Genomic DNA, 23,067 nt, shown 5'->3' with positions numbered 1-23,067 from the left:
AGTCTTGACTGAGCAGCTGCGGCTGATGGCCGTTCACGCCCACCCCGACGACGAGTCGAGCAAGGGCGCGGCCACCATGGCCAAGTACGTGTCCGAGGGGGTGGACGTGCTGGTCGTGACCTGCACGGGAGGCGAGCGCGGCTCCATCCTCAACCCCAAGCTCCAGGGTGACGCCTATATCGAGGAGCACATCCACGAGGTCCGTAAAAAAGAGATGGACGAGGCGCGGGAGATCCTCGGCGTCAAGCAGGAGTGGCTGGGGTACGTCGACTCCGGGCTGCCCGAGGGCGACCCGCTGCCGCCGCTGCCCGAGGGCTGCTTCGCGCTGGAGGACGTGGACGAGGCGGCGGGCCGTCTCGTACGCATGATCCGGTCGTTCCGGCCGCAGGTCATCACCACGTACGACGAGAACGGCGGGTATCCGCACCCGGACCACATCATGACCCACAAGATCTCGATGGTGGCGTTCGAGGCCGCCGCGGACAAGGAGAAGTACCCGGAGGACGACTTCGGTCCGGTCTGGCAGCCGGAGAAGCTCTACTACAACCAGGGCTTCAACCGGCCGCGTACGGTCGCGCTCCACGAGGCGCTGCTCGCCCGGGGTCTTGAGTCCCCGTACGGCGAGTGGCTGGAGCGCTGGAAGGAGTTCGAGCGCGTGGAGCGGACACTGACCACGCATGTGCCGTGTGCCGACTTCTTCGAGATCCGGGACAAGGCGCTGATCGCGCACGCCACCCAGATCGACCCCGACGGCGGCTGGTTCCGTATCCCGATGGACATCCAGCGGGAGGTCTGGCCGACGGAGGAGTACGAGCTCGCGAAGTCGCTCGTCGATACATCCCTCCCCGAGAGCGACCTGTTCGCGGGCATCCGCGACAATGGCTGATATGTATGCGACTCAGGCGATGGCGTTCGCGACTCCTCTCGCCCAGGAGCTCGACCAGAACAAGGTGACGCCCGGTGTGCTCGGGTTCATCGTGTTCGCGTTGATGGCGGGGGGCGTGTGGCTGCTGATGAAGTCGATGAACCGCCACATGGACATGGTCAACTTCGAGGAGCCTCCGGCGCAGACGCCCGCCGCGTCCGCGCCGTCCTCGAAGCGGCCCGCGGAGAGCGAGCCGACGTCCGCCACCCCGCACGGCGAGTAGCGCGGCCGCCTCGGTCGCGCCTGGCCCCATGACACCCACAGGGCGTCATGGGGCCAGGCGCGACGGCCACGGCGAGACGGCTATGTGGCCGCGGTCACCGGTACGCCCATCACCTCGCGCGCGTGGCGGTTCGGCACCATCCCCAGGTGCCACGCCTGCCAGCCGTCCTCCAGCCGTACGCCCCGGCCCAGCATGACCCCGAACGTCGCCACGGACTCCGCGAGCTTGCCGTCGCGGGCCGCGTGGGCGGCGGCGGAGAGGTCCGACAGCTCCTGTTCGGCGACCACCGAGCCCACTTCGATACCGCCCGCCGAGGCGTACGGCAGCAGCGTGCAGCGCAGGAAGCGGGCCCAGTCGGCGCCGCGGTGGTCGTCGTACGAGGCGAAGAGCGCCATCGCCTCGTCGCAGAGCTGGAGCGCCTGGCCGGGACGGTTGTTGCCGGCGTCGATGATGGCCAGCTCCAGACAGGTCCAGGCCTCGCCGTGGGCGACGCCGATGCGGCGGAAGTCCGCGCGGGCGTCGGTCAGCAGCTGACGGGCGAAGCCCGAGTTGCGGAGGTTGCCGGTCTGGGCGGCGCGCTGGTCGCGGGTGACGCGGCCCGAGTGGTGCCGGGCGCAGGCCAGCCCGTACACGTCACGCATACGGGAGAACATCGTGCGCGCCCGTTCCAGTTCCCGTACCGCCTGGTCGCGGTCGCCGGTCTCCTCCAGCGCCTGGCCCAGGTAGTAGAGCGTCCACGCCTCGCCGCGCGCGTCCTCGTTGTCGCGGTGCCGGGCGAGGGCGTCGCGCAGTTCGCCGACCGCCGGGGCCGGGTCGCCGTCCACCAGCCGGGTGCGGGCGAGCTGGGTCATCGCCCACGCCTCGCCGCGGCCGTCGCGGGTCCTGCCGTACAGATCGAGGGCCGCGCGCAGCTCCGCCTCCGCCGGCGCCGCGTTGCCCAGCCGCAGATACAACTGGCCCAGCTGGAAGTGCGTCCACGCCTCGCCGTGCAGGGACTCGCTCTCGCGGTGCAGTACGAGCGCGTCGGAGAGCAGCGTGAACGCCTCGGCCAGCGAGCCCCGGTCGCGCTCGACGGCCGCCAGGGCGTGCAGCGTCCAGCCGCGGTCACCGGCCAGCGGCTCCGGGGACTGGAGCGCGAGCGCCTCGCGCAGCTTCGCCGACGCCTCAGTCAGATTGCCCTGGTGGTGCAGGGTGATGCCGAGCGAGCACAGCGCGCGGGCGGCGCCCGCGTCGTGGTCCGCCTCCCGGTAGAGACCGACGACCGTGGTCAGGGTGGTGCGCGCCTTGTCCAGCTCGCCGAGCTGCCGGGCCGCGATGCCGGTACGCCACTGGACCGAGCGGAGCAGCAGCCCCTGGCCCACCGCCTGGGTCAGTTCGTTGATCTCGCCCAGCCGGTAGAGGTCGCCGCGCAGCAGGCAGTAGTCGCAGAGCGCGCCCAGCAGGTTCAGTACGGCCTGCTGGTCGACGCCCTCGGCGTGCCGCAGCGCGGCCGTGATGAAACTGGACTCCTCGTCCAGCCAGCGCAGCGCGGACTCCAGCGAGGAGAAGCCGTGCGCGCCCGCCGCGGTCTTGAAGAGGTCCGCGCGGGTGGAGGTCTTGCCGTCGACCAGCCGGATCACGGAGTCGGCCAGCTCGCCGTAGTTCCGGATCAGCCGCTCCTGGGCGGCCGTACGGTCCTCGGCGCTCTCCTCGTCCCGCAGCCGTGCGTGCGCGAAGGCCCTGACGAGGTCGTGCAGCCGGTAACGGCCGGCCCGTACATGGTCGATCAGACCTGCCCGGGACAGCTCGGCCAGCAGCCGGCCGGCCTCCTGCTCGTCCGTCGCCAGCAGCGCGGCGGCCGCTGCCGCGCCGAGGGAGGCGCGGCCGGCCAGCGCGAGGCGGCGCAGCAGCCTGCGCGCCTGGTCGCTCTGGTCGGTGTAGCGCACCCACAGGGCCCGTTCGGCCGGTTCGACCGGACCGTACGCGTCGAGGTCGGTGGCCAGTTGCTGGGCCGTACGCTCCCCGAGCGAGGACCCGGCGATCCGCAGGGCGAGCGGCAGACCGCCGCACAACTCGCCGACGAGATCGGTGGATTGCGCGTCGTACGGTCCCGCCGCCGATGTGGCGGACGGTTCGGCCATGGCCCTCAGGAGCTCTTCCGCGCCCGCCGTGTCCAGCGGCTCGACGGGCAGCTGGTGCACCCAGGCCGGTACGTCGTCCGGCAGATCGAGCCGCTCGCGCGCCGTCACCAGCACCAGGCTGTCGGACCGTTCGGGCACCAGCGTCCGCACCTGCTCCGGATCGGAGGCGTCGTCCAGGACGACCGTCACCGGAAGGCCCGTCAGATGCTGGTGGTACAGCTCGCTCAGCCGCCGTACCTGCTGCTCCGGGGAGGACCCCTCACGGAACAGCAGCTGTTCGCGGGGCGCGCCCAGCCGGTTGAGCAGATGCAGCAGCGCGTCACGGGTCGACAGCGGCGCCTCGAAGGAGCCGCCGCCGCGCAGGTCGACCACGCAGGCGCCCCTGAACTGGTCCTTGAGCTGATGCGCGGCCCGTACGGCCAGTTCGGTACGGCCGGAGCCCGGCGCGCCGTACAGCACCACGACCGTCGGCTTCGTCTCCGTCGACACGCGGGCCGCGTGCACCCACTGCGCGATCTGCGCCATCGCCGCGCGCCGCCCGGCGAACGGCCCGTCCGGCTCGGGCAGATGACCGAAGGACTGTTCGAGCACACTGCGCCGGCGGGCGGCGGCGCTGCGGTCCCCGCCGCGCAACTGCGGGACGACGGTGGCCTTCTTGGTGGTGCGGCGGGTCGCGGAGGTCAGTACCCGCTGCTGGTCGAGGAACGGGCGGATGCCCCGTACCTCCAGCGCCGTCAGCCACTGGAGCCGCAACTGCTCGGTGCCGCCCGGCTGGCCCGCGGCCCCGGCCCTGCGGTGCGCGGCCGGCCAGTGCGAGGCGGTCACCTTGGCGACGGTGGTCGCGGCCCCGGCGACCGCGACGACGGCCCCGGCGCCGAACGCGATGCCCGTGGCGGTGCCCAGCGCGACATCCGCGCCGACGGCGGCGACCGCGGCGACGGACGTGACCAGTACGGGCGTTCCGATGGACTGTCTGCTGAACCGCTCCGACAGCGCCGGCCGTTCGGCCCGCTCCGCGTCCAGCGCCCGCACGTACGCGGCGTACTCCTCGTCCGCGCCCGCCGCCATGGCGTCAAGGGCGCTGCGCCCGCGCGCCAGCAGTGTGTTCCCTTCGGTCCGCCCGCCGGAGCGCCGTACCTCTTCCTCCACGGCACGTACCAACAGCCCTTCGGCTTCGGCCCGGTGGCTTTCCCGCATATGCGTCCCCCTCCAAGAGCGTGGGTGAGAAACGACATTGTCCTGCCCACGCGGCGTCGGCGCGAGGGGAGCCAGGGGGCGCGTGTGTCTTCCCGGTCCCTCGCCGCCCCTCGCTAAGCGGATCGCGTCGCGCCGACGGCCATCGCCACGAGCTCGCCGAGCACCTCGCGCTCGATGTCGAGGAACGGCCGCTCCTCACCCTCGGCGATCCACTTCCCGAAGGCCACGCCGAACACGGTCACCCCGGATTCCGCGGCGAGCGTGGCCGTCGCCTCGGGAACCCCGCGCGACCGGAGGGCGGCGGCGACCGCCGTGGCCAGCCCCGCCAACTTCAGCAACTCCCGTTCCTGCAGCGCGGGATTCTCGGAGATGATCCTCTGCCGCAGCCTGGAGTGGTCGCGGCGCTCGGCCGAGAAGAACATCGCCGCGGCCGACAGAGCGGACTCGACCATCTCAAGCGGTGACGCGTCCGGCACGGCCGCGGCCACCCCGTCCAGGAACGCCTGCTCCAACAGCTCCTGCCCGCCGAAAAGCACCTCCCGCTTGTCGGCGAAGTGGCGGAAGAACGTGCGCTCGGTGAGACCCACGGCCTGGGCGATGTCGGCCGCGGTCGTCCTGTCGAAGCCGCGGCTGATGTAGAGATCCATCGCCGCCGCCTGCAGTCGTTCCCGCGCCCCGGGCTCCCATCGCACCATGACCGCCACTCTAGGGCGTGTCGCGAAAGTCCCGCCTGGCGCGTGACGCCCTGCGGGCGGACGGCGCCACTTTCGCAACGCGCCCCAGTGATGACAGTGACCGACATGGCGGCTACAGTGACAGCAGTTACTGACATCAGTGACTGACATCGCTCGCTTCAATCACCAGGTTTGATCATCGAAGGAGATCATTCATATGCGCGTCTTCGTCACTGGAGCATCCGGGTGGATCGGTTCGGCCGCGGTCGACGAGCTGCTCGCCGCCGGTCACGAGGTGGTCGGGCTCGCCCGCTCCGACACCTCGGCCGCATCTCTCGACGCGAAGGGTGTCCAGGTCCGCCGCGGCGACCTCGACGATCTCGACGGCATCCGGGAGGGCGCCGCGACCGCTGACGCCGTCCTCCACCTCGCCAACAAGCACGACTTCGACAACCCCGCCGTCTCCAACCGGGCCGAACGGGCCGCGGTGCGGACGATCGGCGACGTCCTCACCGGATCAGGCCGTCCGTTTCTGCTGGCGTCCGGCGTCGCCGGTCCGGCGCAGGGCCGGACGGCGACCGAGGACGACAGGTCACCGTTCCACGGCCCGGACTCCCCCCGGGGCGGCAGCGAGAACCTCGCGCTGGAGTACGTCGAACGCGGCGTGCACACGGTGAGCGTGCGGTTCGCCCCGACCGTGCACGGCGACGGCGACCACGGTTTCATCGCGGCCCTGGTCGCGATCGCCCGTGAGAAAGGGGTCGCCGGCTACGTGGGCGACGGCACGAACCGCTGGCCGGCGGTCCACCGGTCGGATGCCGCACGGATCACCCGGCTGGGACTGGAGAAGGCCCCGGCGGGAACGCTCCTGCACGCGGTGAGCGAGGAAGGAGTCCCCACACGGGAGATCGCGGAGGCCATCGGGCGAGGACTCGACGTTCCCGTGACCTCGATCGCACCGCAGGACGCACAGAAGCACTTCGGGTGGATCGGCGGTTTCTTCGCCATGGACATCCCCGCCTCAAGCGCTCGCACGCGGGAGCTCCTCGGCTGGACCCCGAGCGGGCCCGGCCTCATCCAGGACCTGGACGCCGGATCCTACTTCCGTGCCTGACGCTCCGCGCCCGACGGGCCGACTGCCGAGAAGTCCTTCAGGTCCGCCGATATGGCTTCCGCCGAGATGACTTACGGCCGCGGGCGGACCGTATCGGGGCCGGATGGTGGAGCCGGGACCACCCACTCAAAAGTGTTGAGGGTGCGAAGCAGCTCGTCGACACTCTCGGAGCGTGACGCTTTGTGGTCCCCTGCCCCCGCTGTCTCCCCGGCGATGTGGAACACCGCGAACGTGACATGCGCGGTCATGACAACCAGCAAATCTTCGACAGGGCGGCCCATGCGCTCGGCGATCGCTTTTTTCAGCTCGCTCTGAGCTTGTGCGGCCAGATCCCAGAGGCGGGCTCGGGGGATCGGCGCGTTGTCGACGATGTGGCGTACCGCCGTGAGGCGGCCGTCCTCGTCATCGAGAACGTCGAACGACGCATGGATCGCCGCGCCGAGTGCGACGCTCAGAGGCTCCTCGGCGGGACGCTCACGCAGGAACGCCCCAAGGTTCATCGGCTGGGTGAGCCGGTCCAGGATCAGCAGATCCTTGCTCGGGAAGTAGCGGTACAGCGTCGTGCTGCCGACTTCGGCCCGCTCGGCGATCTGCTCCATGGTCGTCGCGTCGTACCCCTGGTCGATGAACAGACTGAGTGCCGTGTCGACGATCTGCTGCCGGGTCCGGGTCGCCTTGAGCTCGCGCAATCCCATGACGTCGAGTGTACCGGTCACTCCACATTGGTATTGATTCCTGTTCAGGTGCAACCTCATAGTGGGTATCACCTCCGACTTCGGTCCGCGGTCCTGCCCCAGTGCGACCGGTACTGGTCCATGACGCGGTCGGTGGTCTCGCGGGGCGGGCCCGGACACGCGGCCGCCGCCCGGGAAGGGCGACGGTCCCGCTGGGGCAGGATGGGGCGCATGGCGAACCGACTGGCCCATGAGACCTCCCCGTACCTCCTCCAGCACGCCGACAACCCCGTCGACTGGTGGCCCTGGTCACCCGCGGCGTTCGAGGAGGCGCGGCGGCGGGATGTGCCGGTGCTGCTGAGCGTCGGGTACAGCAGTTGTCACTGGTGTCATGTGATGGCGGGCGAGAGCTTCGAGGACCCGACGACCGCCACGTACATGAACGCCCACTTCGTCAGCGTCAAGGTCGACCGCGAGGAGCGGCCCGATGTGGACGCCGTCTATATGGAGGCGGTTCAGGCGGCCACCGGGCAGGGCGGGTGGCCCATGACGGTGTTCCTGACGGCGGACGGGGAGCCGTTCTACTTCGGCACGTACTTCCCGCCCGCGCCCCGTCACGGCATGGCGTCCTTCCCGCAGGTCCTGGAGGGGGTCAGCGCCGCGTGGAAGGACCGGCGCGGGGAGGTCGCGGAGGTCGCCGCGCGGATCGTGGAGGAGCTGGCCGGGCGGTCGCTCGCGTACCGGGGGGACGGGGTGCCCGGTGAGGAGGAACTGGCGCAGGCGCTGCTGGGGCTGACGCGGGAGTACGACGCGGTGCGGGGCGGGTTCGGCGGGGCGCCGAAGTTCCCGCCGTCGATGGTGCTGGAGTTCCTGCTGCGCCACTACGCCCGTACCGGCGCGGAGGGCGCGCTCCAGATGGCGGCCGATACCTGCGAGGCGATGGCCAGGGGCGGGATCTACGACCAGCTCGGCGGCGGGTTCGCCCGCTACTCCGTGGACCGTGAGTGGACGGTGCCCCACTTCGAGAAAATGTTGTACGACAACGCGCTGCTGTGCCGGGTGTACGCGCATCTGTGGCGGGCCACGGGATCCGATCTGGCCCGGCGGGTGGCGCTGGAGACGGCCGACTTCATGGTGCGTGAACTGCGCACGGCGGAGGGCGGGTTCGCCTCCGCGCTGGACGCGGACAGTGACGACGGCAGCGGCGCGCATGTAGAGGGCGCCTTCTATGTGTGGACGCCGGACCAGCTGCGCGAGGTACTGGGGGAGTCCGACGCCGCGTTCGCCTCGCGGTACTTCGGGGTGACGGAGCAGGGCACCTTCGAGGAGGGCGCGTCCGTGCTGCAACTGCCCCTGGACGGCGGGGTGGTGGACGCCGAACGGGTCGCCTCCGTACGGCGGCGGCTGCTCGCCGCGCGCGACGGGCGGCCGAGGCCGGGTCGGGACGACAAGATCGTGGCCGCCTGGAACGGGCTCGCGATCGCGGCCCTGGCCGAGACCGGCGCCTACTTCGACCGGCCGGATCTGGTGGAACGCGCCACCGAGGCCGCCGATCTGCTGGTGCGGGCGCATCTGGACGAGGCGGCGCGGCTCGCCCGTACGTCGAAGGACGGCCGCACCGGTGCCAACGCGGGGGTGCTGGAGGACTACGGCGATGTCGCCGAGGGCTTCCTGACGCTCGCGGGGGTCACCGGTGAGGGGGCTTGGCTGGAATTCGCCGGGTTCTTGCTGGACATTGTGGTCGACCGGTTCATGGCCGAGGACGGGACGCTGTACGACACGGCGAACGACGCCGAACAATTGATCAGGCGCCCGCAGGACCCCACGGACAACGCCACGCCGTCCGGCTGGACGGCCGCCGCCGGGGCGCTCCTCTCGTATGCCGCGCACACCGGATCCGAGGCCCATCGCACCGCCGCGGAAGGGGCGTTGGGGGTGGTCAAGGCGCTTGGGCCGAGGGCGCCGCGCTTCATCGGCTGGGGGCTCGCGGTGGCCGAGGCGCTGCTCGACGGGCCGCGCGAGGTCGCGGTCGTGGAGAAGCCGGGGGCAGCGGCGGGGGAAGTGGCGGGAGTCGCGGACGGGACCGGGCCGGAGCGGAGCGCGCTGCACCGTACGGCGCTGCTGGGCACCGCGCCCGGTGCGGTCGTCGCGGCGGGAGTGGCCGGAAGCGATGAGTTTCCGCTGCTGACCGACCGTCCGCTGGTCGGCGGGGAGGCCGCCGCCTATGTCTGCCGGAGGTTCGTCTGCGCCGCGCCGGTGACGGAAGTAAGCGCACTAAAGGGAGAGTTGGGCGTTTTCGAGTAACGTATGGCTGATTTCCGACGCGTGGTGAATCGGCCTGAAACGCAGTATTCACCCAATCGGTCCTCCGACTGTCACAGGTCCCCCTTATTGTCTCCACAAGAGTCACAACAGGTACGCACGGGGGGACTGTGCGTACAGGGGGATGTACGGGTCAGCCGACGGCCAGGGGGGCCTGCCGCGGCGTGCCCTGGCCGAGGGGGGCCATGTGTTCACGTCCGTATTCGTCGCTGCCATTTCACTGGCGCTGTTCTGGATGGCCGCGTTCACGCTCTGGTGGCAGATGCATGCCTGGCGTACGCCGGAAACGCTGGCCGCGACCAGATTCGACCGGCCCGACGGCGGTCGCGAGGGCTCGTTCTCGCTGCTCGTGCCGGCCCGTCATGAACAGGCCGTGCTGGAGCACACCATCGAGCGGCTGCTGGTGTCCGGCCACAGCCGGTTCGAGATCATCGTCATCGTCGGGCACGACGACCCGGAGACCGCGGCGGTCGCCGAACGGGCCGCCGCCCGCGACCCGCACCGGGTCAGGGTCGTCGTCGACACCCATGAGGCCAAGAACAAACCCAAGGCGCTCAACACGGCGCTGCCGCACTGCACCGGCGAGGTCGTCGGGGTCTTCGACGCCGAGGACCAGGTCCACCCGGAGCTGCTGACCCATGTCGACCACGCCTTCCGCACCACCGGCGCCGATGTCGTCCAGGGCGGCGTCCAGCTGATCAACTTCCACTCCAGCTGGTACAGCCTGCGCAACTGCCTGGAGTACTTCTTCTGGTTCCGCAGCAGGCTCCATCTCCATGCCCAGAAGGGCTTCATCCCGCTCGGCGGCAACACCGTCTTCGTACGCACCGACGTCCTGCGCGAGGCGGGCGGCTGGGACCAGAACTGCCTGGCCGAGGATTGCGATCTGGGCGTACGGCTCTCCAGCGTCGGCAAGAAGGTCGTCGTCGCGTACGACTCCGACATGGTGACCCGCGAGGAGACCCCGGGCTCGCTGATGTCCCTGCTCAAACAGCGCACCCGCTGGAACCAGGGCTTCCTTCAGGTGTACCGCAAGAAGGACTGGCGCCAACTGCCCACGCGCGGACAGCGGATGCTCGCCCGCTACACGCTGATGACACCGTTCCTCCAGGCGTTCACCGGCCTGATCATCCCGCTCAACGTGGGGATCGCGCTCCTGCTCGACGTGCCGGTGACGGTCGCGTTCGTGACGTTCCTGCCGCTCGTCACCGCCATGGTGACCTTCGTCTTCGAGGTCGTCGGGCTCCATGACTTCGGTAAACAGTACGGACTTCGGGTCAGGCTCACGCACTATCTGAAGCTCATCATCGGCGGCCCCTTCTACCAGGTGCTCCTCGCGGGCGCGGCGATCCGCGCCGTCTGGCGCGAGCAGCGGGGGCACGGCGACTGGGAGCTGACCAGTCATGTCGGCGCGCATCTCCTCCGAGAGGACGTCCACGCGTGACCTCCACCCTCCCCACGGTGACGACCGAGCAGCCGACCGCCGTCACCGCGCGGCCGAGGCATGCCCGCGGCGTCAGCACGACGCGGCTCACCGTCCGGCCGGTCATACGTTTCCGGCGCTCCCGCGCCGATCTGCTCCTGTGCGGGGCGCTGCTCGTCGCGATCCTGCTGGTCCAGGGCTGGAACATCCAGCACTATCCGACGCTCAGCGACGACGAGGGCACCTATCTCGCCCAGGCCTGGGCCGTCCAGGAGGGCAAGGGCCTCGCCCACTACACCTACTGGTACGACCATCCGCCGCTCGGCTGGATGCAGATCGCCTTCCTGACCTGGCTGCCCTCGCTCCTCTCGCCCGAGACGATGACCGTCGCCCCGATGCGCTTCGCGATGCTGCTGGTCAGCGCGGCGAGCGCGGTCTTCCTCTATGTACTGGCCCGGCGGCTCTGGCTGCCGCGCTGGGCCGCCGGGCTGGCGATGGTCCTGTTCGGGCTCTCCCCGCTCTCCGTGGTGCTCCAGCGGGAGATCTTCCTCGACAACATCGCCGTGATGTGGATGCTGCTCGCGTTCTGCCTCGCGGCCTCGCCCAGCCGGCATCTCTGGCACCACTTCGCGGCCGGACTCGCCGCCGCCGTCGGGGTGCTCACGAAGGAGACCATGCTGGTCATCCTGCCCGCGCTGCTGGTGACGCTGTGGCGGCACAGCCATCGCGACACCCGGAAGTTCGCGGTGACCGGCGCGATCACCGCCTGCGCCCTGGTCGGCCTCTGCTATCCGCTGATGGCGCTGCTCAAGGGGGAGCTGCTGCCCGGCGGCGGGCATGTCTCGCTCTGGGACGGCATCACGTACCAGATGAGCAGGCCCGGGTCCGGCTTCGTACTCGACCCGGGCAGCGGTTCGTACGGGGTGCTCCAGTCCTGGCTGTACTACGACCGGGTGCTGTTGCTCGGCGGGATCGCGGGCGCCGTCCTGCTGATGGTCACGCTGCGCTGGTCGGTCACCGCGCGGGCGCTCGCGGGGCCCGCGCTGGCCGTGGTGATCCTCACCGTCGTCGCCCTGCGCCCGTCCGGCTATCTGCCCGCGATGTATGTCATCCAGGGGCTGCCGTTCCTGGCGCTGGTGCTGGCGGGCGGCGCCGCGTCCGTCACCCACGCGATCCTGCGCAGACGGCGCGGCCCGCAGGAGGGCCGTACGCTCACCACCGTCCGCTGGACGGCGCTGGCGGCGCTCGCCGCGAGTGCGCTGGTCGTCGTCGTACCCCGGTGGTATGACGGCAATCGCACCGCGCTGACGGCCGACGCCAACGCCCCCTACCGGCAGGCCGCTTCCTGGATGGCGACGGAGGTGCCCGACCCCTCCCGGGCCCGGGTGCTGGTCGACGACGCGCTCTGGCTCGACCTGGTGCACGCCGGGTACGAACCGGGGCTCGGCGCGATCTGGTTCTACAAGGCCGACCTCGACCCGGCCGTCACCAAGACCATGCCGGACGGCTGGCGCGATCTGGACTATGTGGTCGCGTCCCCGACCGTACGGCGCGACGCGCGCAATCTGCCCAAGGTGCGGGACGCGCTGGAGCACTCGACCGCCGTCGCCGTCTTCGGGGACGGCGAGGACCGGATCGAGATCCGGCGGATCGCGGAGGCCGACGGGATCGCGGAGGCCGACGGGATCGCGCGGAGCGACGGGATCGCGCAGGGTGACCGGATCGCGGGAGGCGACGAGCGATGAGCATTCTTCCCCCCATCGGTGCCGGGGAGCGCGGTGAACCGGAGCTGGAAGCGACCGTCGTCGCCGAGCCCGGCGCCGTCACCATCATCATCCCGACCTTCAACGAGTCGGGGAACGTACGGGAGTTACTGCGGCAGCTCACCGACGCCGTACCGGCCAGGCTGCCCTGCGAGGTGCTCTTCGTCGACGACTCGACCGACGACACCCCCGAGGTCGTCGCATCCGCCGCGCAGGACTGCCCGTTCCCGGTGAGCGTGATCCACCGGGAGAAGCCCGAGGGCGGCCTCGGCGGGGCGGTCGTCGAAGGGCTCAAGGCAGCGGGGTCCGACTGGATCGTCGTCATGGACGCCGATCTCCAGCATCCGCCCGCGCTCATCCCCGATCTGGTCGCGGCCGGGGAGCGGACCTCCGCGGATCTCGTCGTCGCGAGCCGCTATATCGACGGCGGCAGCCGGGCCGGGCTGGCCGGCGGCTACCGCGTCGCCGTGTCCCGCGCGGCGACCTGGCTGACCAAGGGGCTCTTCCCGGCCGGGCTGCGCGGGATCAGCGACCCGATGAGCGGGTTCTTCGCGATCCGGCGCTCCGCCGTCACCTCGGAGGCGCTGCGACCGCTCGGCTACAAGATCCTGCTGGAGCTGGCCGTACGCTGCCGGCCCGAGCGGCCGGCCGAGGTCCCGTTCGTCTTCCGCGACCGGTTCGCGGGCGAGTCGAAGTCGACGGCGAAGGAGGGGCTGCGCTTCCTTCGCCACCTCGTCGAGCTGCGGACGGCCGCACCACTCGGGCCTTTCCGGCGGCTCTTCGCGGGCCCGCGACGCCCGGCACCGCACCTCGCCGCGTTGTCGGAGTCGTCCACGTACGTCCAGTACGAGAATGATCCTCCGCCTTGCGATGCACGGCACCGGACGCCGCGGCCTGATCCGCGAAGAGCCCCCGGAAAGGCCCTCGCCCGGATGATCGCCTTCGGACTGATCGGGCTCACCGGCTTCGTACCGAACCTGCTCGCGCTGCACGGGCTCACGGCGGCCGGGGTGCACTATCTGCCGGCCGAGGTGCTGGCCAACCAGTTCGGTGTCCTGTGGAACTTCCTCCTGATCGAGCTGCTGCTCTTCCGCGACCGGCGGGCGTACCGGCACTGGGCGGACCGGGTGAGCCGGTTCGCGCTCCTCGCCAACGCCGATCTGCTGCTCCGTATCCCGCTGATCGCGCTGTTCGTCGGTCGGCTCGGGATGGGGGTGCTGACGGCGACCGCGTGCGCGCTGCTGGCGACGTTCGTGGTGCGGTTCGTGGGGACGGAGGCGCTGGTCTATCTGCCGAAGCGGGAGCGGGCGAGGCGTGGCGCGGGCCGGGCGAAGGGCCATGTGAGGGGCCGTATGAGGGGCCGTTCGGCGAGCCGCGCGGCGGCGGCCGACCGTACCGAGGGGAGCGTGCGCCGATGAGCCCCGTCCCTTCGCGTGTCCCGCCGCGCCGATCCCGTATGTCGCGCCGGTTCCGTATGTCGCGCCGTACCGCGTTCCTCGCCCTCGTCGCGCTGACCGGCGGTCTGCTGTTCGCCACCCAGCAGCCCGCCGCGGCCGGCGCGAACCTCGTCAAGAACTCCGGGTTCGAGACGCCGGGCACGGACGCCATGCCGTACTGCTGGGAGCGGTCCGGCTGGGGGGACAACGACTTCTCCTTCGACACCGTCACCGACGCCCACTCCGGCACCGCGGCGCTGAGGGTCGAGCTGACCCGCCGGACCGAGGGCGACCGCAAGGCGCTGATCACGGAGTCCGCGGAGTGCGCGCCCGCGGTGGTGCCCGAGCGGCAGTACGACCTGTCCCTCTGGTACCGATCGACGACGCCCGACGCCGCGATCACGCTCTTCCGCCATGACACCACGGCGGGCTGGCAGTACTGGACCGACCTCAAAACCCTGGACCTGAGCGCCGGTTACCAGCGGGCCGAGGTCCGTACCCCCGTCATTCCGCCCGGCACCGACCGGATCACCTGGGGCGTGTCGGTGTACGGCACGGGCAGTGTGACCACCGACGACTATGTGATGGAGGAGGTCGCCCCGCCGCCCGTCGAACCGGAGTGCACCGGGACCGCCGAGGAGTGCGCCAACGGCCGCTGGCAGGTGCTGCCGACGGAGAACCCGGTGCGCTCGATGCACTCGGTGGTGCTCCACAACGGCAAGGTGCTGCTGATCGCCGGCTCCGGCAACGACCCGGAGATGTTCGAGGCCGGTACGTTCACCTCCGCCGTGTACGACCCGGCGGACGGCTCGTACCGTACGGTCCCCACCCCCGACGACATGTTCTGCTCCGGCCATGTCCAGCTCTCCGACGGCCGGGTGCTGGTGATGAGCGGCAACAAGGGCTATCCGTCGGCGGACGGCACGGTCGGGTACCAGGGCTTCAAGGACTCGTACGTCTTCGACCCCGCCACCGAGACGTACACCAGGACCAATGACATGAACGACGGGCACTGGTATCCGTCGGCCACGATCACGGGCAATGGCGATGTGATGTCCTTCGGCGGGCTGCGCGAGGACTCCAGCGGTTCAGTGACCGCCGAGCGCTGGTCGGCGGCGCAGGACAAGTGGCTGCCGACGGGACAGGTCAACCAGACCTGGTCGTACTGGGGCCTGTACCCGTCGATGATCCTGATGCAGGACGGGCGGCTCTTCTACTCCGGCAGCCATGTCTTCGGCAACGGCACGCCCGGCACCGGCTCGTCGGTCTACGACTACGACGCCAACACGGTGACCGAGATCGAGGGCCTCCAGAACAAGGACGAGCGCGACCAGTCGGCGAGCGTGCTGCTGCCGCCCGCGCAGGACCAGCGGGTGCTGACGATCGGCGGCGGCAATATCGACTCCAACCCGGAGGCGAACCGGCTGACGGATCTGATCGACCTCAAGCAGCCCAACCCCCGTTACGCACCGGGCCCGTTGCTGCCGCAGGGCACGGTCGACCTCGGCGACGGACCGCGGCCGCAGAGCGGGGCACAGGGCAAGATGTACGGCTCCGCCGTGCTGCTGCCCGACGGCAAGGTCCTGGAGACGGGCGGCGCGCTGCACAACCGCGCCAACCCCGTCTACGAGTCCTCGCTGTTCGACCCGGTGACGGACACCTTCGATCCGGTCGCGGTGGACCCGGAGGCGCGCGGCTACCACTCCTCGGCGTTCCTGCTGCCGGACGGCCGGGTGATGACGACCGGCGACAACCCGGGCAACGGCTCCTGGAACCATCAGGTGTCGCTCTACACCCCGCCGTATCTCCTGAAGGGACCACGTCCGCGGATCACGTCACTGATCGACAACCAGTGGCTGTACGGCGACACGCAGCGGATCACGGTCGACCGGCCGATCGCCAAGGCCGAACTGATCCGGCCGGCCGCGGTCACCCACTCCTCCGACCCCAACCAGCGGTTCGTGGATCTGCCGCTCTCGGTGGACGGGAACAACGTCGACCTCAATGTCACGAGCAACCCGAATCTGGCGCCCCCCGGCTGGTACATGCTCTTCGCGGTCGACGCCAACGGCGTGCCCTCGGTGGCCGAGTGGGTGCGTCTGGGCGGGCCGCCGGCGCTCGCCGGCAAGGCGGCGGAGTCGGCGCACGTCCACGACTTCGCCGGGGATCTCGCGCAGAGCCCCGAGAAACCGCGGAAGAAGCGGACCTCGGCGCCGGTGAGCCCCCAGGTCGCGGGATGCGACCGGCACTACGGCTCGGCGAACGTCTGCGTACCGACGGTCTTCCCCGAAACGGTGCGGGGGAGTACGAGCGCGGCGACGAGGAACGCGGGGAGGAACGCGGGGACGAGGAACGCGGCGACGACGAAGGCGCGCTGCGACTGGCTCGCGGCGAACGACTACGGGCGGCTGAAGGTCAACGGAGGGGACGATCCGCTCCGGCTCGACCCGGACGGGGACGGGGTGGCGTGCGGGAAGGGGGACGTGAGGCGGCGCTGAGGTGGCGCTGACCTCCGGGCCACCTGTCTCGCGTACGCGGCCGACGGACCGTCACCACACACGCGACCCACGGACCGTTCACCGCGTACGCGGACCCCGCACTTCATGGCGATGTCAGTGCGCCGCCATATCATCTGTTCCAGGTGTTCCCGGTCGCGGTTCTACGATGCGATCGTGGTCGACAACGCGATGGGGGGAGCGTTGATGTCCGACGTGGAATCCGGTACCGGCACACCCGGGCTGCGGGGTATGGAGCGGCTGTCGCGCGAGCTGCCCCACGGGGTGGAGCTGTTCCATCTCAAGCCCGAGGGAACCGTGTTGTTCGCCGACCGGGACGGGGCGCGCGAGCTGGGCCCGAGCGAGGAGTTCCTGCGCTTCATCGACGACGGGCAGTTCGCCCACTACCTCGTCGGTGACGCGCGTACCTCGCCCGAGCGCCCGTCCAACGCCACGTTCAAGCTCGGGGTCGTCGGCCCGCGCAGCGCCTTCACCCCGCACGCGCACGGCGGCGAGCACATCGTGCTCAGCCTCGGTCACGCCGCCTGCGGTCTCTACGACCCGGCGCGCGGCCGGGTCACCGAAATCCGGCTGTTTCCGGGGGCCATGATCCGGATCCCCGAGATGATGCCCCACTCCTTCGCCAACCGCGGCGCGAAGCCGTTGAACATCCTCGCCGCCAACACCGGTTTCGGTATCGACCACGAGGATTACGCGATCACCGCCGAGGAGGCCGAGCGCCGCGCCACGGACGGCGACCGGGGCGTGGCACACGGCCGCGGCACGCTCGGCACCGTCACCCGGGTGGGCACCGACTACGGGCTGCTGGCCGCCGCGCTGCGCGACATCGAACGTATCCAGCGCGTCAGGGGCATCGGCGCCACCACCGTGCGGGAGCGTCTCGCCGCCGGGCTCCGGCGCGCCGCTTCCGCACTGGAGGGCCCACGATGATCTGCCCGTTCTGCGAGAAGAACCTGCTCTACAGGGAGCGGCCCAACCGCACCTGTTCCGGGTGCAAGCGGCGCTTCGCCCTGGACCCCAAGACCAACTCGCTGCGGATGAGTGACCTACGGATCCGCCGCCTGCTGCAGAAGCGCACCGACGGCGGCCGGCTGAAGATCTCCGTCAAGCAGCTCGGGGCCGCGGCGCTGCCCAGGACGGTGCCGGGCAAGAGCCGGAGCCCGGTCGTGGAGGCCCTGGGATGTCTGTGGGTCCCGCTGCTGACCGGCATCGTCGTGCTCATCATCGGACTGAACGCCGAGGACGCGGGCGGATTCGCCATCTTCGGCGGGATCCTCGTCCTGATCTTCATCATTGGTATGTTCGCCGCCGCGATGAGCGGCAGGAGGCAACGGACGACGGATCCGCTCAGCGGGTTCCACTCCCTTCTGGTGAATGACTGGACGGCCGTGTACGGTTCGCTCCCGCCCGGGGTCGTGGACGACTTCCCGCTCGGCCGCGTCTATGTGCCGGAGGGCGCGCGCATCGCGCTGCTCTGCCCGGACCGGGGCATCGCCGCCTTCCTGGTCGCCAACGAGATGGCGGACCGGTACGGAGTCGCCGTCGCCACCGAGATCGACCGGCTGCCGGAGGAGATGCCGGTCGTCGTGCTGCACGACGTGAGCGCGCCCGGCTGCCGGCTGGTCATCCGGACGCGTGAGGCGTTGCCGGGCCGCACGGTGATCGACGCGGGGCTGCCGCCGCGCGCCGTCATGGCGACGCCGGGCGCGCCCGCGAGGCGCGGCGCGAAGCCGGCGGCGGACTTCATCCAGTGGCTGGGCGAGAGCGGAACGCTCACCAAGGCCGAGCTCGACTGGCTGGCCAAGGGCTGGACCGTCTCCCTGGTCGCCGTACGGCCCGCCAAGCTCCTCGCGGCCGTCACCAAGACCGTCGAACGCGCCGCCGCCACGACCCGTACGGACCCCGAGCGGCGCAAGGCGGAGGCCGTCGGGTTCTTCACCTGGCCGGACGAGGCCGGCCGATGACCCCACGCGTCGCCGCGGGTGTCGGCGACCGGCTGCTCGACCGGGCTCTCGCCACCGCCGTAGGGCGCGCGGGCGCGCCGGGCCGGATCCGGTTCACCGAGCTCCAGTTGTATTACGAGATGTGCCGTGTCCTGCGCCCGTTTCACGCGGCCCCGCGCAGGCTCCCGCTGACGCCCGCGCCGCCGGTGCGGTACGAGCGGTTCGAGGAGGCGCTGCGGCGGCACGGCGCGGTGCCGGGACTGCTGGCCCCAGCCTCTGCGTCTGGGTCTGCGTCTGCGTCTGCGCTTCGCGAACCTTCCGAGCCCGATCTCCACGACTACGGACTGCCCCGGCTGCTCGTCTGCCAGAGCCGCCAGGTGGCCCGGATGCTTCTCGCCAACGATGTGCATCTGGAGGCCGCCTGCCCGGTGTTCGCCGCCGACGACCTGCCGCTCGACCCACGGCTGGTGACCGGGCTCGGCAGGGCGGACGGCGCGACCGTGCACGTACTGCACGACGCGAGCGTCGACGGCATCGCGCTCACCGCGCGGGTGCGCGACGCGGTCCCCGGCGTACGGGTCTCCTCGATGGGCCTCGTACCCCGGCACGCCACCGCGCTCCATCTGATCTCGCCGCGCGGCCCGGCACCGGGACCCGGCCCGCTGACACTGCCCGCCGGGCTCGAAGCCCGCGAGCGGGACTGGCTCGCCGAAGGGCGCTTCGCCGAGGTGGAGTCCGTTCCGCCGGCCCGGCTGCTGCGCACCGTACTGCGACTCGTACGCGGACCGAGGACGCCCAGCCACTCCGTCTGGACCGGGCTGCGTGAGCTGCGTACGACGGGATTCATGACATGGCCGACGAACCAACCAGGGGATACGGGGACCAAAGGTGATAAACCGGCCACGCGAGACGCAGTACAGGGATGAGCTGCTCGCCGACAACAGCGTCCACCGCCGCTACCGGGACGGACGTGAGGAGTGGCGGCGGCGCGAAGGCGGCACGCGCGTGCGCTGGCACGACAACCAGGGCGCGTCCGGCACGGACGAGCAGCTCGGCCGACGCATCATCAAACGCCTGTACTCCGACGGCAGGGTGACCTACGGCAGGGACATCGGGTACGGCCGCACGGTCTGGGACCAGGGCGAGACGATGCTGGTCAACAGGACCTCGTTCGGCGGGCGCATGGGCGTGCTGCTGGGCGGGCTCGGGCTCGTCAGCCTCGCCGTCACGGCCGCCCAGCTCCCGCCGGAGGAGCTCACGCCCGAAGAGGAGGAGGAACTGCGGCAGCAGCAGGCGGCGTCCCAGAACTCTTCCGGCGGCGGGGACGCGGGTTACGACGGCGGCGGTTCGAGCGACGGTGACGCGGACGGCGGCGGCGACGGCGGCGACTGGGACTCCAGTGACGGATGGGACTCCGACGACGGCGGCGGCTGGAGCGACGACGACTTCGGATAGTCCAGCTGGTCCGGACTGCGTGGCTGCCGGGCTGCTGGGCTGCCCGGCTGCCGGACAGGCCGTGGGAATTCGTGCATCGAGAAGGATCGAGAGGAGGGGCGACCGTGGCGCGCTTCTGTGCCTGCCTGGCGGCGACACCCGAACGGGCGGCGGGGCATCTCGCGGCGATGGGCGCCGCCGTGGGCGCCGGTGCGCCGGGCGCGGCGCTGATCGAGGACGAACCGGGCCATGCCACCGGCCCGTTCACCGCGTACGGCCGTACCGCCGTCGGCGAGGTCACCCTCCACAACCGGCCCGAACTGTTCGCCGCGCTCGCCGGCGCCGGTGCCCCCGCCCAGCCCGACTGCCCGGACGGTGAGCTGCTGCTGCGCTGCTGGGTACGGCTCGGCGCCGCCGGGATCCGGGCGGCGGAAGGCATGTTCGCGCTCGCCGTGCACGAGACCGGGGAACTGGTCCTGATCCGCGACCACATGGGCGCCCGCACGCTGTTCTACGCCCGCGCCGACGACTGCTGGGCCGCGTCCACCTCGCTGCGCGCCCTGCGCCGCTGGCCCGCGCTCGGCACCGGCCTCGAACTGGCCGCCGTACGCTCCTTCCTGACCTTCGCCTATCTCCCCGGCGAGGAGACGCTGCTGCGCGGCGTGCGCGAAGTGCTCCCCGGGCGCTGTCTGCGGCTCGCGGTGGACGGGGCCGTCACGGAGGAGCACTACTGGGAGCCCCAGGAGCTGATCGAGGACGACGGCGCGCCGCCTGAGACCTACGCCCTGCGCCTGCGCGCGCTGCTGGAGGAGGCGACGGCACGCCGGCTGCCGGAGGCCGAGGCCGTGGGTGTGCTGCTCTCCGGCGGGGTCGACAGCTCGCTGGTGACCGCGCTCGCCGCGAAGCTGCACGCCCATCCCGTGCACACGTACTCCATCAGCTTCGGCGACGAACTCCCCCATGAGCTGGGCTACTCGGGCCTGGTCGCCCAGCACTGCCACACCCGCCACCGCGTGCTCACCGTGTCCGGTGACGCCGTGGCCGCGCGGCTCGCGGAGGCCGCCGCGCTGCTCGACAGCCCCGTGGGCGATCCGCTGACCGTGCCCAATCTGATGCTCGCCGAGGCTGTGGCGGGCGACGGGCCGCGGGTCGTGCTCAACGGGGAGGGCGGTGACCCGGTGTTCGGCGGGCCGAAGAACCTGCCCATGCTGGTGTACGAGATGCACCGCGGCGAGGTGCCGGGCGGCGACGCCGAGGACGCGCGCGAGACGGCGTATCTGCGTTCGTACCGCAAGTGCTTCACCGATCTGCCCGAGCTGCTCACCGCCGACGTGCTGGACGCCCTGGCCACCGCGCCGGGTCCGGGGCGGTTCGTCGCCCCGTATCTGCGGCCCGCGGGCCGGGACGGCAGGATGGACCGGCTGCTCAACCAGCTGCTGCACTGCAATCTGCGCACCAAGGGCGCCCATCACATCCTCACCAAGGTCGAACGGCTCACCGCCTCCCAGGGGATCCAGGGCCGCGCCCCGCTGTTCGACCGCCGGGTGGTGGACCACGCCTTCGCCACGCCGCCCCGGTGGAAGCTGAACGGGGCGGTCGAGAAATGGGTGCTGAAGGAGGCCGTACGGGATCTGCTGCCGGACACGGTCGTGGACCGGCCGAAGAGCGGCATGCGGGTGCCGGTGCAGCAGTGGCTCGGCGGACCGCTGCGGGAGCTGGCGGGTGATCTGCTGCTGGGCCGCGAGGCGCGCGCCCGCGGGCTGTTCCGGCCGGACACGGTGCGCTCGTGGATGCGGGGGGAGGGCACGCTGCTGCCCAGGCAGGGCGGCAAACTCTGGCTCGTGCTCACCCTCGAACTGTGGCTGCGCGCCTACGACGTCAGCTGATGGAGGCCCCGTTGAATACCGTGTCGCTCATCGACCCCCGAACCGGACGGATACGCGGCAGCTCGCCCGTCGCCCGCGGCCCGCGCGTCGACGCCGTGGTCGGCGCGGCCCGCCGTGCCTTCGACGGCTGGCGGTCGCGCACCCCCAGGGAGCGGTCCCGGGCGCTCGACCGGCTCGCCGGGCTGATCGAGGAGCACGCCGACGAGTACGCCGCACTGGAGCGGGCGGGCACCGGCAAGCCGGCGCACGAGGCGGCCGGCGAGGTGGCGAACGTGGCGGACCTCTTCCGCTTCTACGCCTGGGCGGCGCGCACCCAGCCCGCCCCCGCCGCCGGAGGCTTCGTCGCCGGGCACGAGAGCTGGGTCCGCTGGGAGCCGCTCGGTGTGGCCGGGGTCGTCGTCCCCTGGAACTACCCGCTGATGATGGCCACCTGGCGCTGCGCGCCCGCGCTCGCCGCCGGGAACACCGTCGTCGTCAAGCCCGCCGAGACCACCCCCGACTCGCTGCTGCTGCTCGCCGAGCACGCCGGGGAGGCGCTGGGCGAGGCGGTCGTACAGACCCTGCCCGGCGACCGGGAGACCGGGCGGCTGCTGGTGGGCGGCGCGATCGACATGGTGGCCTTCACCGGGAGCGCGGCGGCCGGGGCCGATGTGGTGGCGCGCGCGGGCACCCGGCGCGTCAGCCTGGAGCTCGGCGGCAACAGCCCGGTCGTCGTCCTGCCGGACGCCCCCGAGGACACCTGGACGGAGCTGGCGCTCGCGACCACGTACAACGCGGGCCAGAGCTGCGCCGTCCCGGCGCGGGTGATCACGCTCCGCGAGAACTACGAGTCGGCCGTGTCCCTGCTCACCGACGCGATGCGGGAGCGCCGGGCGGGCCGGGACTTCGGTCCGCTCAACAACGTCGACCAGGCGGCGCGTTACGACCGGATCGTGGGCGCCTCGGCGGCGAAGGTGACGGTCACGGCCGGACAGGCCCTCGACACCGGCGAGGAGGGCGGCTTCTGGCGGCCCGCGTGCGTGCTCGCGGATCTGCCGGACGACGATCCGGCGGTGGTGGACGAGGTGTTCGGCCCGCTGCTGACGGTGCAGGCGGCGGAGAGCGTGGAGGAGGCCGTGGCGCTGGCGAACGGGGTGCCGCAGGCCCTGGCCGCCAGCGTATGGACCCGGGACGTGGCGGCGGGCCTGGACCTCGCGGGCCGGCTGAACGCGGGCGAGGCGTGGCTCAACTGCCATCTCGTCCAGACGGCGGAGCTGCCGCACGGCGGCCGGGGTTCGTCGGGCCACGGCACGGACCTCAGCACGCTGGCGCTCCACGAGTACCAGCGCCCGAAGACGATCACGGCGCGTCTGACGCTCACGCCCCGCTTCCGCTGAGGGGGCGGGGCACAACGCCGGTCCGCACCCTCCCCGCCAAC

17 protein-coding genes are annotated in these 23,067 nt (G+C 71.4%); 14 read left to right on the top strand and 3 right to left on the bottom strand.

The genetic code is table 11. The annotated features are described in order from the left end of the window. The first annotated feature begins 4 nt into the window (after positions 1–4). Together mca and ACIRQP_RS27325 are read left to right on the top strand one after the other, a co-directional pair. A complete protein-coding gene (mca, locus tag ACIRQP_RS27330) occupies positions 5–886 on the top strand; it encodes a mycothiol conjugate amidase Mca (protein ID WP_403893887.1) in 882 nt (293 codons plus the stop codon). A gap of 1 nt (position 887) precedes the next feature. Then, complete coding sequence (locus ACIRQP_RS27325; protein ID WP_403893885.1) at positions 888–1,148, top strand: hypothetical protein; 261 nt, start codon at positions 888–890, stop codon at positions 1,146–1,148. 80 nt (positions 1,149–1,228) lie between these two features. On the opposite strand, the gene ACIRQP_RS27320 is transcribed toward ACIRQP_RS27325, so the two are convergent. Beyond that, positions 1,229–4,465, bottom strand: coding sequence for a tetratricopeptide repeat protein (locus tag ACIRQP_RS27320; RefSeq protein WP_403893883.1), 3,237 nt, complete (start codon positions 4,463–4,465; stop codon positions 1,229–1,231). 113 nt (positions 4,466–4,578) lie between these two features. Beyond that, positions 4,579–5,160, bottom strand: coding sequence for a TetR family transcriptional regulator (locus ACIRQP_RS27315; protein WP_403893881.1), 582 nt, complete (start codon positions 5,158–5,160; stop codon positions 4,579–4,581). A 196-nt stretch (positions 5,161–5,356) separates the two neighbouring features. Here ACIRQP_RS27315 and ACIRQP_RS27310 point away from each other — a divergent pair, with 196 nt between their 5' ends. Further along, the gene (locus ACIRQP_RS27310; protein ID WP_403893879.1) at positions 5,357–6,253 is read left to right on the top strand and encodes an SDR family oxidoreductase; all 897 of its coding nucleotides are present in this window, start codon (positions 5,357–5,359) and stop codon (positions 6,251–6,253) included. A gap of 71 nt (positions 6,254–6,324) precedes the next feature. Here the strand turns inward: ACIRQP_RS27310 and ACIRQP_RS27305 are convergent, their stop codons facing one another. Next, positions 6,325–6,948 carry a TetR/AcrR family transcriptional regulator gene (locus ACIRQP_RS27305; protein WP_403893877.1) on the bottom strand — a complete coding sequence of 208 codons (624 nt, stop codon included), beginning with the start codon at positions 6,946–6,948 and terminating at the stop codon, positions 6,325–6,327. Positions 6,949–7,158: 210 nt separating this feature from the next. On the opposite strand from ACIRQP_RS27305, the gene ACIRQP_RS27300 reads away from it, so the two are divergent. The 11 genes from ACIRQP_RS27300 (at position 7,159) to ACIRQP_RS27250 (ending at position 23,026) form a co-directional block, all read left to right on the top strand. Continuing rightward, positions 7,159–9,231, top strand: coding sequence for a thioredoxin domain-containing protein (locus tag ACIRQP_RS27300; RefSeq protein ID WP_403893875.1), 2,073 nt, complete (start codon positions 7,159–7,161; stop codon positions 9,229–9,231). Positions 9,232–9,436: 205 nt separating this feature from the next. Continuing rightward, positions 9,437–10,693 (top strand): glycosyltransferase, encoded by a 1,257-nt coding sequence (locus tag ACIRQP_RS27295; RefSeq protein ID WP_403893873.1) that lies wholly within the window; start codon positions 9,437–9,439, stop codon positions 10,691–10,693. Beyond that, positions 10,690–12,417, top strand: coding sequence for an ArnT family glycosyltransferase (locus ACIRQP_RS27290; RefSeq protein ID WP_403893871.1), 1,728 nt, complete (start codon positions 10,690–10,692; stop codon positions 12,415–12,417). Before ACIRQP_RS27295 ends, ACIRQP_RS27290 begins: the two co-directional genes overlap by 4 nt. Further along, positions 12,414–13,853 carry a glycosyltransferase gene (locus ACIRQP_RS27285; protein ID WP_403893869.1) on the top strand — a complete coding sequence of 480 codons (1,440 nt, stop codon included), beginning with the start codon at positions 12,414–12,416 and terminating at the stop codon, positions 13,851–13,853. Before ACIRQP_RS27290 ends, ACIRQP_RS27285 begins: the two co-directional genes overlap by 4 nt. A gap of 56 nt (positions 13,854–13,909) precedes the next feature. Next, positions 13,910–16,369: a galactose oxidase-like domain-containing protein gene (locus tag ACIRQP_RS27280; RefSeq protein ID WP_403893867.1), complete on the top strand. Its 2,460-nt coding sequence runs from the start codon at positions 13,910–13,912 to the stop codon at positions 16,367–16,369. 174 nt (positions 16,370–16,543) lie between these two features. After that, positions 16,544–17,317 (top strand): cupin domain-containing protein, encoded by a 774-nt coding sequence (locus ACIRQP_RS27275; protein WP_403893865.1) that lies wholly within the window; start codon positions 16,544–16,546, stop codon positions 17,315–17,317. Next, positions 17,314–18,351: a hypothetical protein gene (locus tag ACIRQP_RS27270; RefSeq protein ID WP_403893863.1), complete on the top strand. Its 1,038-nt coding sequence runs from the start codon at positions 17,314–17,316 to the stop codon at positions 18,349–18,351. The genes ACIRQP_RS27275 and ACIRQP_RS27270 overlap by 4 nt, the downstream gene beginning before the upstream one ends. Further along, on the top strand, positions 18,348–19,256 hold the full coding sequence (locus ACIRQP_RS27265; protein WP_403893861.1) for a hypothetical protein: 909 nt from the start codon (positions 18,348–18,350) through the stop codon (positions 19,254–19,256). Before ACIRQP_RS27270 ends, ACIRQP_RS27265 begins: the two co-directional genes overlap by 4 nt. Continuing rightward, entirely contained in the window at positions 19,219–19,785 is a 567-nt protein-coding gene (locus ACIRQP_RS27260; RefSeq protein ID WP_403893859.1) for a hypothetical protein, read from the top strand. Before ACIRQP_RS27265 ends, ACIRQP_RS27260 begins: the two co-directional genes overlap by 38 nt. A 104-nt stretch (positions 19,786–19,889) precedes the next feature. Further along, positions 19,890–21,650, top strand: coding sequence for an asparagine synthetase B family protein (locus ACIRQP_RS27255; protein ID WP_403893857.1), 1,761 nt, complete (start codon positions 19,890–19,892; stop codon positions 21,648–21,650). A gap of 20 nt (positions 21,651–21,670) precedes the next feature. Beyond that, on the top strand, positions 21,671–23,026 hold the full coding sequence (locus ACIRQP_RS27250; RefSeq protein ID WP_403894111.1) for an aldehyde dehydrogenase family protein: 1,356 nt from the start codon (positions 21,671–21,673) through the stop codon (positions 23,024–23,026). Positions 23,027–23,067 lie beyond the last annotated feature (41 nt).

The organism is Streptomyces sp. NPDC102274, assembly GCF_044766385.1.
In the GTDB taxonomy this organism is placed as follows: Bacteria; Actinomycetota; Actinomycetes; order Streptomycetales; family Streptomycetaceae; genus Streptomyces.
This window is presented reverse-complemented; position numbering and strand designations above follow the sequence as displayed.